We start from the raw sequence: 14387 nt of genomic DNA on the forward strand, positions 1-14387 counted from the left end.
GGCCCCCGTCCCTCGCACTCCCACTAACTGCCGTGCTTCTTGCTGCCGGCCTTCTTCTTTTTGCTGCTCTTCTTGTTGTTGTTCCTGCTGTTGTTCTCGCTGTTGTTCTTGCTGTTGCTCTTGCTGTTCTTCTTGCTGTTCTTCTTGTTGGCGTCGGGTGCCTCCGCCTCCAGTTCGCGCCTGACGTCGGCCAGTTCACGCCTGGTCTCGGCGCTGACGCGTGGGTACTGGGGGTCGATGTCGATGAGGGTGTGCGCGAGCACGGCAGCCGCGCAGACCCGGGCGAACCACTTGTGGTCGGCGGGAACGACGTACCAGGGCGCCCATGGCGTGCTGGTCGCGGACAGCATCTTGGAGAACGCCCGCTGGTAGTCGTCCCACCGGGCCCGTTCGCGTACGTCGGCCGACGAGAACTTCCAGTTCCGTTCGGGAACGTCGATACGTTTGAGGAAACGGGTGCGCTGTTCTTCCTTCGACAGATTCAGGAACAGTTTCACGAGCCTGAAGCCGTTGTCGCTGAGATAGCGCTCCCAGTCGTTGATCTCCCGGTACCGTCGCTCCCAGACGTCCTTGCCGCGTGCCGCGTCGGGCAGCTTCTGGCGGCGCAGGTTCTCCGGGTGGACCCGCACGACGAGCACTTCCTCGTAGTGGGAACGGTTGAAGATGCCGATCTCGCCGCGCTGGGGCAGCTCGCGGGAGTAGCGCCACAGGTAGTCGTGGTCGAGTTCCTCGTTCGAGGGCACCTTGAAGCTGGAGACGCGCACGCCCTGCGGGTTCACTCCGCTCATGACGTGGCGGATGGTGCCGTCCTTACCGCCGGCGTCCAGCGCTTGCAGGCACAACAGCACCCCGTAGGTGTCCTGGGCGGCCAGCCTCCGCTGGTAGTCGGCGAGCAGTTCGGTGCCGCTGCGGAGGAGTTCGACGCCGTCCTTCTTCTTGCGGATGCCCCCTCTGTAGGCGGGGTCGAAGTCGTCGGCCAGTCGCACCTTGGTCCCGGGTTCGACCAGCAGCGGCTCGATGAACTGCGCTATGCGCTCCGCCCGCTCGTCGCGTTCGGCTCCGTCGCCCATCGTCGGTTCGTCCCTTCGTCCGCCCGGTCGCGTGGTCCGCCCGGTCGCGTGGTCCGCCCGGTCGCGTAGTCCGCCCGGTCGCACGGCCGTGTCGGCCGTCCCGGCGGCCGGGGGCCGCTCCCCAGCAGCATCCGGCGGGGCGGTACGAGCCGCCTCACCCTTGCCGGGTGGTTCCGGCGCCGGACACGAGAAGCGGGAACGGCTCAGGGGGCGCCCGCCGGGCGATCCGGGTCCGGCGGGCGGGGGGCCGACGCGGCCGCGCGGGCGGCCCTGGCCAGCAGCGCGGCCCGGCGGCGGGGCCACCACAGCAGGTCGGTCAGGAGGAGCCCGACCGCCAGCCAGGAGGCGATCATCTCGCCGGTGGCGCCGCGCACGGTGTCGTAGCAGGCGAGAACGACCGCGAGCACGGTGACCACCAGGACGACCGTGCGGCGCGGCCGGTCGTCCTCGGCGGCCCTTCGCAGACCGGCCGCGTAGGCGACGACGTGAGGTGTCAGCCGGGGGTCCGCGACGGCTTCGCCCCGCCGCGTGGCGCGTACGACGGTCGCCCGGCCGGTGTCGTTCAGGCTTCCCGCGTCGGGCCAGATCCGGTTCATACGGCGGGCCGCCCGGACTCCGTGGAACGGGCTCAGCGCCACGAGCACCACCAGGGCGCCGGCCCGTGATCCCGACTCGACGAGGACGAAGGCCGCGCAGAGGACACCGGCGGCGAGGCCGACGGCCGCGCCCCGGCTCACCGGGCTCCGCCGCCACAACCAGCCCGGAACGAGGATCACCCGTCCACGGTGGCCGTCACCCGTCGTCGGCGCAAACACCGCACCGGCACGTCGGCACCGGCGCACACACACGGCGCATGGCGCACGCCTGGCCTCAGAGCCGTCAGGTCAGGGGCGCGTCGGCCCTCAGCCGCGCCGGGGCAGTACGCCGGCCTCGACCAGCGAGTCGTACAGCCGCTGCTGCTCCTCGTCGAGTCCGGAGTACAGCATGTCGTACGCCTCCTCCTCGCCCCGCATCACTTCGACGGGGTCCCACTCGGCGCCGAGCGCGTTCATGACGTGGGCGCGCCGGGTCAGCTCGTGCCCGGTGAGATCGACGGAGAACTCGACCGGCTCAGTGGGAAGGGCGGAATCTTGGTCGGACATATGACCGAATTTAGGTAGTCCGTCCGGCCCCGACAAGACCTCGTGGGAGACATCACAGCCGTCCGCGCTCCGCCCGCCCCCTCAGCCGACTCCGAGCCGACCCCGAGCCGACCCCGAGCCGACCCCGAGCCGACCCCGCGTGCCGGACCAACCCGCGGTGTTAGCCCACCTGGCCGGGTGCAACTGTGCCGGTCGGCGGTGCACGGCGTCGCGCGTGCTTGCATCCTGCGAGGAGCCCCTGCAACGCCGACGCAACCACCTCCCCGACGAAACCCCGCCCGGACACCACCACCGTCGTACCCATGCCTGGAGGAACCGGCTGATGGCCGCGGACAACGAGACAGACATCTGCCCGTTCGACTTCAGCGAAGCGCTCGACTTCGACCCGGCGCTCGCGGATCTGATGGGCCGCCGTGCCCCGGCGCGCATCCGGCTCCCCTACGGCGCCGCGGACGCCTGGCTGATCACCGGGTTCGACTCCGTCAAGCAGGTGACCACCGACCCGAGGTTCAGCAGGGCGGGCATCATCGGTCACGACTACCCGCGGATGACGCCGGAGCCCATCGTCTCGCCGGAGTCGATCAACGTGATGGACCCGCCGCACAGCAGCCGGGTGCGCCACCTGGCCTCGCAGGCCTTCACGCAGCAGCAGGTCGACGGCATGCGGCACCGGATCGTGCGGCTCGCTGACCGCCTGCTGGACGACATGGAGCGGGAGGGACCGCCGGCGGACGTGGTCACGCACCTGTCCGACAAGCTCCCCCAGCACGCCGTGCTGGACCTCCTCGGTATCGAGAGGGAGGAGTGGCCGCGGATCGAGGAGTCCGTGCACCGGCTGCTCGTCGTCGGCGCGGGCAACAAGGAGGCCGCGGCGACGGCGAAGGCCGAGCTGACGGACTACTTCGCCGACCTCGTCCGGCTGCGCCGCGACTCCCCCGGCACCGACCTGATCAGTGTGATGGCCGCGGCGCGGGAGGGTGAGGAACAGCTCGACGACAGGGAACTGGCCGTCATGACGCTGACGCTGGCACTCAGCGGGCAGGACACGGCGACCTGCCAGATCAGCAACATCGTCTACCTGCTCCTGACCCGCCCCGAGCTGATGCGGCACCTCGCGGAGCAGCCGGAGACCCTGACCGACGTCGTGCACGAACTACTCCGCTGCATCCCGTTCCGCAAGGGCGTCGGCATCCCCCGCGTGGCGCTCGAGGACGTGGAGCTGGACGGCGCGCGGATCAGGGCGGGCGACTTCGTGCACGTGTCGTACCTGACGGCCAACCGCGACCCGGAACGCTATCCGGACCCGCACGTCATCGACCTGGGCCGGCCCAGCGCTCCGCACATGACCTTCGGCTGGGGCGGACACCGGTGCATCGCGATGCCGTTGGCCATGGCGGAACTCGAGGTGGCCGTCGGCCGCCTGGTGGAGCGGTTCCCCGGCCTGCGGCTCGCGGTGCCGCCGGAACGGCTGCGGTGGGACACGGAGACGATCAGACGGTTCCCGCTGGAGCTGCCGGTGACCTGGTAGCCGCGAGGGCCCTCAGACCGCCGCCGTCACCGCCGTCACCGTCGTCACCGCCGTTGCCGTCGTCGCCGTCCTCACGGTTCCCGGACCGCGCCGGGGCCGTCGTCGGCTCGCAGCTCGAACCACATGGTCTTGCCGGTGGCGGTACGGACGCTGCCCCAGGAGTCCGCGAGCAGGTCGAGGAGTTCGATGCCCCGGCCGTTCTCCGCGTCCGCGTCGGCGACGGCGCGGACGGGAGAGGCGGTCTCCGTGTCCTCCACCTCGCACAGCAGGCGGGAGTGGCGCAGCTGCACGTTGAGCCTGAGCGCACCGCGGGTGTGCCGCAGGGCGTTGGTGACCAGTTCGCTGACCAGCAGCTCGGCGGTGTCGGTGAGCTCGTGAGCGCCCCACTCGCCGAGTTGCGCGGTCACCAGTCGGCGGGCCCGGCGCACGGAGGTCAGTTCCCGCCGCAGCGGCCAGGAGGCGTCCTGGGCCGTAACGCGGCCGCGCGGCGCGTCCAGCGGTCGCAGCGGCGCGAGCATCCGGGACCACAGCGCCCACTGCCGGGCGAGCCGCGAGGGCGTGTCGGCGGCGAGTGGCCGTCCTCCCCGCTGGAAGCCGACGCGGTAGCCGATGCGGAAGCCGATGGCCCGGGTGGCCATGACGATCAGTCCCTTCTGTGGCAGCCGGCACGTAGCAGTCGCTACATCCCGCAAAGATGTAACCATTGCTACAGTAAAAACACTATAAAACCACCCTTTACCGGCATCCGTGGAGCCATTCGATCCTCACCCGTCCGGGAGCCGCCATGCCCCGCCGACCCGATCCGGCCAAGCGTCGCGATCTCCTGGAGCAGGTCCGTGCGTACGTCATGCGCAACGGGCTGACGGACCTGTCCCTGCGCCCGTTGGCCAGAGCCCTGGGGACCAGCGACCGCATGCTCCTGTACTACTTCGGCACGAAGGAGCGGATGGTCGCGGAGGCCCTCGGCGTCTACGAGCGCCGGCCCTTCCTGCGCAGCCGCGAGCTGCTGAAGGCCGTGGGCCCGCCCACGGACCCTGCGGGCCTGCGCCGCTTCATGGAGGAGGTGTGGCAGCAGTTCGGCGACCCCGAGGTACGCGCCGCGCTCCCCCTCTACCTGGAGATCATGAGCGCCAGCGTGCTGCACCCGGACCGCTACGGGCCCGTCATGCACGACGTCGTCACGGAATGGACGACCCTGCTCACCTCGGTCTTCCGCGACCTCGGCATGACACAGGACCGCGCGCGGGCACAGGCCACGCTCCTGGTCGGCGCCACCCTCGGCCTCGTGATCACCCCGCTGGCGAACGGCACGTGGGACGAGACCCAGAGGGCCTTCCGTACCCTCCTCGACTGCCTGGAGCCCGGCTGGCACACCACGGCCTGACGACCCCGGCCTGACGACCCGACGGCCAGCCCGGCTCCGCCGGCAGGACCGCCGGGCGCGCCAGACGTCAACGACACAGCCCGCCGATCATCCCGGCCGCCCCGCCCGCACCGTTCGCCCCGCCCGCACCGTTCGCCCCGCGCCTCTACGGCTCGCACACTGTCAGTGAGCGTGTCCGCTCGGCGCCGGCGCCGCGTTCTTCACCGTGAGCGGCAGGAGCTTCTTGCCGGTCGGGCCGCTGGATGCTGGTGTCCATCTGCGGGCGCGGTCCGTACCACAACCGCTCAGGCTTGCCGCCGGGAGAGCGACAACCGGCGCCGCTCCCGGTCGACATCCACGACGACGACCGTCAGCTCATCGCCGACCTGTACGACTTCCTCCGGCGCGGACACGGGCACCGGGCTCAGCTCGGACAGATGCACCATGCCCTCGATGCCGTCGGCGACCTCCACAAAGACACCGAACGGGACCAGCCTCGTCACCCGCCCACTCAGCCTCTGTCCCACCACGATGCCGTCGGCGAACCCCAGAAAGGGATCCGGCTCCATCGCCCGCAGGGACAGCCGAGCCTCCCCGTTCCAGTCGTCGAACTGCAAGAACTCGCACACCACCCGCTGCCCGACCTCGACGACGTCGCAAGCGGCCTCGAAATGACGCCAGGACAGCTCGGGATACGTGATGAAGCCGACGCCGGGAAACACCGGATGCTCAGGCCCCTCGTCCAGCGCCACGAAGACCCCGAACGACTCGATCGCCGCCACCGTGCCGGCCAAGCGCTCACCAGGACGAAGCCCCTTGAGGAACGCCCAGAGCTCCGGATTCTCAATGGCCGCCACCGAAAGCCGCACCCCGCCCTCGTCCACCGCCGTCACCTCGCCGGCGATCCTCTGTCCGACCACAGCGACGTCGGCGAAGCGCCGGCGCCAGGAACCCTCCAACGGCCCCACCGTGCCGAGCGGCCGGTCGGTGAAGCCGTCCAGGACCACCTGGATCCCGGACCGGGAAACCCCGACGACCGTCCCATGACACACGTCCCCGACACCGATCGCTGCCAGAAACCTACGGACGCCCCCTCCAGCCGACGCATCCCCCATATCGCGAAGGCTCACACAGAGGGACCGCTAAACCCACTCCACCTCGGACTCAATGACTGCGCTGCTCCCCCGCACGGGCAGAGGCGTACGGGAAGAGAGCGATGGCACCGATGGACGCGGGAGTGAAGTACTCAAAGCGGCCATCAGTCCAGCCACGTCCTCCTCCAGTCCAGCCACGTCCTCCTCGCTCACCCCCGCCAGCGCCTCAATCACCCGATCGAGTGCCTCACTCACCTCAGTGCGTGTGACCGCTCGAAGCCGGCGTCGGACCCGCGTTCTTGACCGTCAGAGGCAGCAGCTTCTTGCCGGTCGGGCCGATCTGGATGCTGGTGTCCATCTGCGGGCACACCCCGCAGTCGAAGCAGGGGGTCCAGCGGCAGTCCTCGACCTCCGTCTCGTCGAGGGCGTCCTGCCAGTCCTCCCAGAGCCAGTCCTTGTCGAGGCCGGAGTCGAGGTGGTCCCAGGGCAGGACCTCCTCGTAGGTGCGCTCGCGGGTGGTGTACCAGTCGACGTCCACGCCGAAGGGGGCGAGGGACTTGTCGGCGCAGGCCATCCAGCGGTCGTAGGAGAAGTGCTCGCGCCAGCCGTCGAAGCGGCCGCCGTCCTCGTAGACCGCGCGGATGACCGCGCCGATGCGGCGGTCGCCGCGGGAGAGCAAGCCCTCGACGATGCCGGGCTTGCCGTCGTGGTACCGGAAGCCGATCGAGCGGCCGTACTTCTTGTCGCCGCGGATCTTGTCGCGCAGCTTCTCCAGGCGGGCGTCGGTCTCCTCGGCGGAGAGCTGCGGGGCCCACTGGAAGGGGGTGTGGGGCTTGGGGACGAAGCCGCCGATGGACACCGTGCAGCGGATGTCGTTGGAGCGGGAGACCTCGCGGCCCTTGGCGATGACCTTCGTCGCCATGTCAGCGATCTGGAGGACGTCGTCGTCGGTCTCGGTGGGCAGGCCGCACATGAAGTACAGCTTCACCTGGCGCCAGCCGTTGCCGTAGGCCGTCGAGACGGTGCGGATCAGGTCGTCCTCGGAGACCATCTTGTTGATGACCTTGCGGATGCGTTCCGAGCCGCCTTCGGGGGCGAAGGTCAGGCCGGAGCGGCGGCCGTTGCGGGTGAGTTCGTTGGCCAGGTCGATGTTGAAGGCGTCGACGCGGGTGGAGGGCAGGGAGAGGCCGATCTTGTCCTCGGTGTAGCGGTCGGCCAGGCCCTTGGCGATGTCGCCGATCTCGGAGTGGTCGGCGGAGGAGAGGGAAAGGAGGCCGACCTCTTCGAAGCCGGTCGCCTTGAGGCCCTTGTCGACCATCTCGCCGATGCCGGTGATGGAGCGCTCGCGGACCGGGCGGGTGATCATGCCGGCCTGGCAGAAGCGGCAGCCGCGGGTGCAGCCGCGGAAGATCTCCACGGACATGCGTTCGTGGACCGTCTCGGCGAGCGGGACGAGGGGCTGCTTGGGGTAGGGCCATTCGTCGAGGTCCATGACGGTGTGCTTGGACACGCGCCACGGGACGCCCGACTTGTTGGGGACCACGCGGGCGATACGGCCGTCGGGGAGGTACTCGACGTCGTAGAAGGCCGGGATGTAGACGCTGCCGGTCTTCGCGAGGCGGAAGAGGACCTCCTCGCGGCCGCCGGGGCGGCCCTCCGCCTTCCAGTCCCGGATGATCCTCGTCATGTCGAGGACGGCCTGCTCGCCGTCGCCGATGATCGCCGCGTCGATGAAGTCCGCGATCGGTTCGGGGTTGAAGGCCGCGTGGCCGCCCGCGAGGACGATCGGGTCGTCGAGGGTGCGGTCCTTGGACTCCAGGGGGATGCCCGCGAGGTCCAGGGCCGTGAGCATGTTGGTGTAGCCGAGCTCGGTGGAGAAGGACAGGCCGAAGACGTCGAAGGCCTTCACCGGGCGGTGGCTGTCGACCGTGAACTGCGGGACGCGGTGTTCGCGCATCAGCGCCTCGAGGTCCGGCCACACGCTGTAGGTGCGCTCGGCGAGGACGCCCTCCTGCTCGTTGAGGACCTCGTAGAGGATCATGACGCCCTGGTTGGGCAGGCCGACCTCGTAGGCGTCCGGGTACATGAGCGCCCAGCGGACGTCGCAGGACTCCCACGGCTTGACCGTGGAGTTGAGCTCTCCGCCGACGTACTGGATCGGCTTCTGCACGTGCGGGAGCAGAGCTTCCAGCTGCGGGAACACAGACTCGGCGACGTGGGCTGCGGCTTCGGCAGGCATCTCGCGGACCTTTGTGAGCTGACTGGGGGCACCCCCGGCCGTGAGGCTGGGGGGAGGGTGACCATCTAGCCTAACGTGCCCGGCGGTGTCCCCCGTACGTCCGCTCAGACGTGCGCCGTCTTCCTGGTCTTCTTCCAGGCGTCCGGGATCCGGGCCTCCACGTCGGCGGCCCGCTGTTCCTCGCGGCCGTAGAGCAGTCCGTAGGTGAACGCGCTCTCGCCGGCCGCGTGCGCGACGGCGGACAGTTCCCGTACGGTCTCGCGGGCCATCACGCTGTCCTGGTGTTCGCCGAGCCGGGACTGGAGCGACTTCATGGATTTGACCAGGTCCTTCGCCGGTTTGCCGAGGGCGGGGCGGGCCGCTTCGGCGGCGTAGCGGGTGCGCTTGGCCTTCTTGCGGGCCTCGTGCAGGCCCAGGTCGCGGTCGTGGCCGCGGGGCTCGGCCATGGCGGTCTCGATCAGGTGGGCGACCTTGGCGAAGTCCTTGCGTACGGCCTTGGTGAGCACCTTCCCTGGTTTCTTCGCCGCCGCCTTCAGCAGGGGCGGGTCGACGATCAGGGTGTCGAGGGTGTCGAGGAGGTCGAGGTAGCGGCGGGAGTTCAGGACGCCGAGCAGCCGGTGCCGGGAGCCGCGCTCGCCGGCGTCGGCCCAGGCCCGCAGGCGGTCGTGGACGGGTCCTGAGACCAGGGCGGGGGGTACGTCGGCGAGGGCGGCGGTGAGGCGTTCGGCGAGGACCTCCAGGTCGCGGCCCACGCCCAGTTCACCGGCCAGCCATTTCAGCTCGGCGGCGACCGGGTCGGTGATCTTCCGGTCGAGCACCTTGCCGAAGGAGCGGAACGTGCTGCGCAGCCGGCGGGTGGCGACCCGCATGTCGTGCACGCCCTCCTCGGTGTCCAGGCGGACGGCGGGGTCGAGGGCGACGATGGCGTCCCGCTGGGCGCGCACGTAGGCGAGGACGTGGTCGCCCGCGGTGACGGGCTTGCCGGGGGCCGGCTCGGGGTGCGGTTTGCCGCCCTGGGTCTCGGCGAGGGCCCGGGCGAGTTTCGACGGGGAGTCGGAGCGTCGTACGCCCGCCTTGCGCAACCGTTTCTCCGCCTTGTCGAGGAAGGCCGGGTCGCCGCCGTCGGCGAGTTCGACCTCGATCTCGGTCCACTGGGCGGTGCCCTTGCCGCCGAAGAGCCGGTCGGCGCGGACCCGGTCCACGCTCACCTCGGCGAGGAGATGCCCCTTGGCGTCGACGAGGTTCTGTACGTCGCGTGTGGTGCGCAGGCGGATCACGGGGACCAGTTGGCCCTCGCGGACCCGGGAGCGGGCCAGGGCGGCGAGTTCGTCGGGGACGGTGTCCGCGAGGGGGGAGTGGATCTCGTCCCGGACGCCGGGGGCGACGGGGAGTTTCAGGTGCCAGCCGGCGTCGCTGCCGCCCTTGCGGCGGCGCAGGGTGATGCCGGCCGTGGCCAGCCGCAGGTCCGAGGTGTCGTGGTAGGTCGCGTCGAGTTCCGTGGTGCCCTTGTCGAGGACGCCGGCCACGCCGGCGACCCCGGTCAGGTCGGGCAGGCCACTGTCGTCGGACTGGTACTTGCGCTCGATTTCACGCTTCGTATCCGCCATGAACTGAATCTAATCGTCCGGCCGCCGCGAGGGCAGAGGTAACAGTGGGTGAATCAGAGGGGGACCGGGAGTGCGGCTGGGGTGAACACGCCACGACGGACGCCCTCACCCCAGTGGGTTCCCCGAACCACTTCTCCTATGCGGACATGGGCCGCTGGGCTCTGATCGACTGGAGCAGCCCCACCGCCACCCAGACCGCGAACATCGACGAGCCGCCGTACGAGACGAACGGCAGCGGGAGGCCGGTGACCGGCATGATCCCGAGGGTCATCCCGATGTTCTCGAACGCCTGGAACGCGAACCAGGCCACGATCCCGGCCGCGACGATCGTGCCGTACAGCTCGGTCGCCTCGCGGGCGATACGGCAGGCGCGCCACAGGATGATCCCGATGAGCAGGATGATCAGGCCCGCGCCGACGAAGCCCAGTTCCTCCCCCGCGACCGTGAAGACGAAGTCGGTCTGCTGCTCGGGCACGAACTGGCCGGTGGTCTGGGAGCCGTGGAAGAGTCCCGCGCCGGTCAGGCCGCCGGAGCCGATGGCGATCCGGGCCTGGTTGGTGTTGTAGCCGACGCCGGCCGGGTCGAGGCTCGGGTTGGCGAAGGCGGCGAAGCGGGCGATCTGGTACTCGTCCAGGATGTGCAGCTGCCAGATCGCGACGCAGCCGATCACACCGGCGGTGAGCAGGCCGAAGACCCAGCGGTTGGAGGCGCCGGAGGCGAGCAGCACGCCGAGGATGATCGTCACCATGACCAGGACCGTGCCGAGGTCGGGCATGAGCAGCACGATCAGGATCGGCACCGCGGCCAGGCCCAGGGCCTGGAGGACGGTGCGGTGGTCGGGGTACTTCTTGTCACCGGCGTCGACCCGCGCCGCCAGTATCATCGCCATGCCCAGGATGATCGTGATCTTCACGAACTCGGCGGGCTGGAGCGAGAAGCCGCCGCCGAGGACGATCCAGTTGCGGCTGCCGTTGATGGTGGCGCCCAGCGGGGTGAGCACCGCGAGGATGCCGGCCAGCGAGAGGCCGTAGAGGATCGGTACGGCGTTGCGCAGCTGGCGGTGGCCGACCCAGATGGTGCCGATCATCAGGGCGAGCCCGATGCCGGTGTTCATCAGGTGCCGCAGCAGGAAGTAGTACTGGTCGCCCTGGTTGATCTCGGTGCGGTTGCGGGTCGCCGAGTAGACCAGCAGCGAGCCCAGCAGGGACAGGGCGATCGCCGCCAGCAGCATCGGCCAGTCCAGGCGGCGGGCCAGCGAGTCCCGGGCGAAGACCCGGGTCCAGCCGGCCCGCGCCGGGCCGTACCCGGAGACGGAGAAGCTGTTGCCGGTCATGTGAGCATCCTCCGGCTTCCCCGCCTGCGCGGTCGCCTGCGGGTGTTGCGGTTGCCCGTCGACGGTGAGGCCGTGGTGGCGGCCGGGGTCTGGCCGTCGTCCTGCTTGTCGCCCTGCTGGGAGGCCTGGAAGTCCTTGACCGGGTCCTTGGAGACCTTCGGGGCGGCGATGGTGCCGTCCGTGCGGACCTTCGGCAGGCCCTTCTGCGGGGTGTAGAGCAGCGCCTTGTTCTTGTCGATGGAGCCGTCGGCGCCGACGCCGTACAGCGCGCTGTAGATGTTGCGGACCGCCTCGCCGGAGGCACCGGAACCGGTACCGGCCTGGGCGATGGTCATGATGACCGTGTAGTCCTTGCTGTAGGTGGCCAGCCAGGACGTGGTCTGCTTGCCGTAGACCTCGGCGGTACCGGTCTTGCCGTGCAGGGCGATCTTGTCCTGCGGCCAGCCGCCGAACTTCCAGGCGGCGGTACCGCGGGTGATGACGCCCGCGAAGGCGTCGTCCATGCCCTTGAGGGTGGCCTGGCTGACGGGCAGCTTGCGGACCGCCTTGGGCTTGATCTCCTGGACGGTCTTGCCGTCGGCGCTGATGACGGCCTTGCCGATGGTCGGCTGGTACTCGGTGCCGCCGTTGGCCACGGCGCCGTAGATCATGGCCTCCTGGATCGGCGTGACGAGGGTGTCGCCCTGGCCGATGGAGTAGTTGATCTCGTCGCCCTCGCGCATCTTGTTGCCTTCGAGGCAGTTCTCGTACTCGATCTTCTCGACGTAGGTGCCGTCCTTCTTGCCGGACTTGCACCAGGCGTCCTTGTTGGCCTTCCAGTAGTCGAGCTTCCACTGGCGGTCGGGGACCCGGCCGGTGACCTCGTTGGGCAGGTCGACGCCGGTCTCCTTGCCGAGGCCGAACTGGTGGGCGGTCTTGAAGAACCAGTCCTTCGGCTCGCCCTTCTTCGGGTTGATGCCGCCGTCCTTCTTCCACTCGCGGTCGGCGAGGCCGTAGAAGACGGTGTCGCAGGAGACCTCGAGGGCCCGGCCGAGCGAGATCGGGCCGAAGTTCTCGCCCTCGAAGTTCTTGAAGACCTGGCCGCCGACCGAGTAGGAGCTGGTGCAGGGGTAGCCGCCGTCCCACACGTAGCCGGCCTGGACGGCGGCCGCGGTGGAGACCACCTTGAACGTCGAACCGGGCGCGGCCTGACCCTGTATGGCCCGGTTGAGCAGCGGGTAGTCGGAGTTCTTGCCGGTGAGGGCCTTGTAGTCCTTGCCGGAGATGCCGCCGACCCAGACGTTGGGGTCGTAGTCGGGCGCGGAGGCCATGGCGACGATCCGGCCGGTCTTGGCCTCCATCACGACGACGGCACCGGAGTCCGCCTTGTAGTTCTCCTGGGTGATCTTGTCGTACTGCTGGCGGGCGACCTTCATCGCCTTGTCCAGTTCGTACTCGGCGACCCGCTGGACGCGGGAGTCGATGCTGGTGACCAGGTTGGCGCCGGGTTCGGCGGCGTCGGACTTGGCCTTGCCGATGACGCGGCCGAGGTTGTCGACCTCGTAGCGGGTGACGCCGGCCTTGCCGCGCAGTTCCTTGTCGTACTCGCGCTCGAGCCCCGAGCGGCCGACCATGTCGGAGCGCAGGTAGGGCGAGGAGGTGTCCTTGGCCTGCTGGATCTCGTCGTCGGTGACCGGGGAGAGGTAGCCGAGGACCTGGGCGGTGTGGGCCTTGCCGGGGGCCGGGTAGCGGCGCACGGCCTCGGGCTCGGCGGTGATGCCGGGGAAGTCCTCGGAGCGCTCGCGGATCTGAAGGGCCTGCTTGGCGGTGGCCTCGTCGGTGATCGGGATCGGCTGGTACGGCGAACCGTTCCAGCAGGGCTGGGGGGTCTTGGCGTCGCAGAGGCGGACCTTCTGCACGACCTCCTCGGGCTTCATCCCGAGGACGCCCGCGAGCTTGGTGAGGACCGCCTTGCCGTCGTCCTTCTGCTTGAGCAGGTCGGTACGGGAGGCGGAGACCACGAGGCGGGTCTCGTTGTCGGCGAGGGGCACTCCGCGGGCGTCCAGGATCGAGCCGCGCACGGCGGGGTCGACGACCTGCTGGACGTGGTTGCCGGAGGCCTCCTTCTGGTACTCGGAGCCCTCACGGATCTGGAGGTACCACAGGCGGCCGCCGAGGGTGCCGAGCAGCGAGAGGACGAGGATCTGGATGACGACGAGCCGGATCTGGACCCGTGGGGTCCGGCCGGTCTCGGGAATGTTGGTCACTGGGCTGCTCCCCCTCTCAGCGGTGTGTGTACGTGTCATATACGACGGAGCTGTGAATGGCTCCGTCGCCCAACTCCGCCGTGCTCACAGGCGCTTGACCCCCTTGATGCGGCCGACCCGGACGGTGCGGGTGCGGGCCCTGGCCTTCAGCGAGCCGAGGCCGCCGCGCTGGCCGCCGATGCGCAGTCCGGTGCCGGAGGAGATCCAGCCCGAGGAGACGTTCCCGGCCTTGGTACCGGAGTTGGCCTCCGCGAGGGGGTCGTTGTCGGCGCGGCGGGCCAGGGCCATGACGCCGGGGACCACGAACGGGGCGAGCAGCAGGTCGTACAGGGCGGCCGTGATCAGCAGGCTGGTCATGCCGACGTGCCGGGCGGCGGTGTCGCCGACGAGGGCGCCGACGCCCGCGTACAGCAGCGTGGAGCCGACGGCGGCGGCGACCACGACGAGCATGGGGCCGGTCGCGGACTTGAGGCGGCCGTTCTCGGGCTTGATGAGGCCCGCGAAGTAACCGACGACGCACAGCACGAGGGCGTAGCGGCCGGCCGCGTGGTCGGCGGGCGGGGCGAGGTCGGCGAGCAGTCCGGCGCCGAAGCCGACGAGGGCGCCGCCCACATGGCCGTAGACCATGGCGAGGCCGAGGACGGTGAGGAGCATCAGGTCGGGGACGGCGCCCGGCAGGTGCAGGCGGGCGAGGACGCTCACCTGGATCACCAGGGCGACGACGACGAGGGCGGAGGAGAGCAGGATCCGGTTGACGCGCATGGG

General features: G+C 70.0%; 12 protein-coding genes. 2 read left to right on the forward strand and 10 right to left on the reverse strand.

What is annotated here, in order from left to right; translation table 11 throughout:
* Positions 1-23: 23 nt before the first annotated feature.
* From AAW13_RS02010 to AAW13_RS02020, 3 genes are all read right to left on the reverse strand, one after another.
* Positions 24-1070: a polyphosphate kinase 2 family protein gene (locus AAW13_RS02010; RefSeq protein WP_046734353.1), complete on the reverse strand. Its 1047-nt coding sequence runs from the start codon at positions 1068-1070 to the stop codon at positions 24-26.
* 203 nt (positions 1071-1273) lie between these two features.
* Positions 1274-1846, reverse strand: coding sequence for a hypothetical protein (locus AAW13_RS02015; RefSeq protein WP_046734352.1), 573 nt, complete (start codon positions 1844-1846; stop codon positions 1274-1276).
* A 126-nt stretch (positions 1847-1972) separates the two neighbouring features.
* Positions 1973-2212, reverse strand: a complete 240-nt coding sequence (locus tag AAW13_RS02020) for a DUF6400 family protein (protein ID WP_046734351.1) — start codon at positions 2210-2212, stop codon at positions 1973-1975.
* A 322-nt stretch (positions 2213-2534) separates the two neighbouring features.
* Here AAW13_RS02020 and AAW13_RS02025 point away from each other — a divergent pair, with 322 nt between their 5' ends.
* A complete protein-coding gene (locus tag AAW13_RS02025) occupies positions 2535-3740 on the forward strand; it encodes a cytochrome P450 (RefSeq protein ID WP_046734350.1) in 1206 nt (401 codons plus the stop codon).
* 71 nt (positions 3741-3811) lie between these two features.
* Here AAW13_RS02025 and AAW13_RS02030 read toward each other — a convergent pair whose 3' ends face one another.
* A complete protein-coding gene (locus AAW13_RS02030) occupies positions 3812-4378 on the reverse strand; it encodes an ATP-binding protein (RefSeq protein WP_240528499.1) in 567 nt (188 codons plus the stop codon).
* Between the two features lie 146 nt (positions 4379-4524).
* Here AAW13_RS02030 and AAW13_RS02035 point away from each other — a divergent pair, with 146 nt between their 5' ends.
* Positions 4525-5124 carry a TetR/AcrR family transcriptional regulator gene (locus tag AAW13_RS02035; RefSeq protein ID WP_046734349.1) on the forward strand — a complete coding sequence of 200 codons (600 nt, stop codon included), beginning with the start codon at positions 4525-4527 and terminating at the stop codon, positions 5122-5124.
* A gap of 284 nt (positions 5125-5408) precedes the next feature.
* Here AAW13_RS02035 and AAW13_RS02040 read toward each other — a convergent pair whose 3' ends face one another.
* The 6 genes from AAW13_RS02040 to mreD form a co-directional block, all read right to left on the reverse strand.
* The gene (locus AAW13_RS02040; RefSeq protein ID WP_046734348.1) at positions 5409-6218 is read right to left on the reverse strand and encodes a S1 RNA-binding domain-containing protein; all 810 of its coding nucleotides are present in this window, start codon (positions 6216-6218) and stop codon (positions 5409-5411) included.
* 235 nt (positions 6219-6453) lie between these two features.
* Complete coding sequence (locus tag AAW13_RS02045; protein WP_046734347.1) at positions 6454-8436, reverse strand: TIGR03960 family B12-binding radical SAM protein; 1983 nt, start codon at positions 8434-8436, stop codon at positions 6454-6456.
* Between the two features lie 104 nt (positions 8437-8540).
* Positions 8541-10043 (reverse strand): CYTH and CHAD domain-containing protein, encoded by a 1503-nt coding sequence (locus AAW13_RS02050; protein WP_046734346.1) that lies wholly within the window; start codon positions 10041-10043, stop codon positions 8541-8543.
* 136 nt (positions 10044-10179) lie between these two features.
* Positions 10180-11376 carry a rod shape-determining protein RodA gene (gene rodA, locus AAW13_RS02055; protein WP_046734345.1) on the reverse strand — a complete coding sequence of 399 codons (1197 nt, stop codon included), beginning with the start codon at positions 11374-11376 and terminating at the stop codon, positions 10180-10182.
* Positions 11373-13622 carry a penicillin-binding protein 2 gene (mrdA, locus tag AAW13_RS02060; protein ID WP_046734344.1) on the reverse strand — a complete coding sequence of 750 codons (2250 nt, stop codon included), beginning with the start codon at positions 13620-13622 and terminating at the stop codon, positions 11373-11375. Before mrdA ends, rodA begins: the two co-directional genes overlap by 4 nt.
* 84 nt (positions 13623-13706) lie before the next feature.
* A complete protein-coding gene (gene mreD, locus AAW13_RS02065; RefSeq protein WP_046734343.1) occupies positions 13707-14384 on the reverse strand; it encodes a rod shape-determining protein MreD in 678 nt (225 codons plus the stop codon).
* Positions 14385-14387 lie beyond the last annotated feature (3 nt).

Origin of the sequence: Streptomyces humi (assembly GCF_001005085.2) — a bacterium.
GTDB lineage: Bacteria > Actinomycetota > Actinomycetes > Streptomycetales > Streptomycetaceae > Streptomyces > Streptomyces humi.

What these genes read in the sequence shown, in the direction of transcription:
- AAW13_RS02010 (WP_046734353.1), bottom strand. Translation starts at nt 1,070, where the DNA reads ATGGGCGACGGAGCCGAACGCGACGAGCGGGCGGAGCGCATAGCGCAG.
- AAW13_RS02020 (WP_046734351.1), bottom strand. Translation starts at nt 2,212, where the DNA reads ATGTCCGACCAAGATTCCGCCCTTCCCACTGAGCCGGTCGAGTTCTCC.
- AAW13_RS02025 (WP_046734350.1), top strand. Translation starts at nt 2,535, where the DNA reads ATGGCCGCGGACAACGAGACAGACATCTGCCCGTTCGACTTCAGCGAA.
- AAW13_RS02030 (WP_240528499.1), bottom strand. Translation starts at nt 4,378, where the DNA reads ATGGCCACCCGGGCCATCGGCTTCCGCATCGGCTACCGCGTCGGCTTC.
- AAW13_RS02035 (WP_046734349.1), top strand. Translation starts at nt 4,525, where the DNA reads ATGCCCCGCCGACCCGATCCGGCCAAGCGTCGCGATCTCCTGGAGCAG.
- AAW13_RS02040 (WP_046734348.1), bottom strand. Translation starts at nt 6,218, where the DNA reads ATGGGGGATGCGTCGGCTGGAGGGGGCGTCCGTAGGTTTCTGGCAGCG.
- AAW13_RS02045 (WP_046734347.1), bottom strand. Translation starts at nt 8,436, where the DNA reads ATGCCTGCCGAAGCCGCAGCCCACGTCGCCGAGTCTGTGTTCCCGCAG.
- AAW13_RS02050 (WP_046734346.1), bottom strand. Translation starts at nt 10,043, where the DNA reads ATGGCGGATACGAAGCGTGAAATCGAGCGCAAGTACCAGTCCGACGAC.
- rodA (WP_046734345.1), bottom strand. Translation starts at nt 11,376, where the DNA reads ATGACCGGCAACAGCTTCTCCGTCTCCGGGTACGGCCCGGCGCGGGCC.
- mreD (WP_046734343.1), bottom strand. Translation starts at nt 14,384, where the DNA reads ATGCGCGTCAACCGGATCCTGCTCTCCTCCGCCCTCGTCGTCGTCGCC.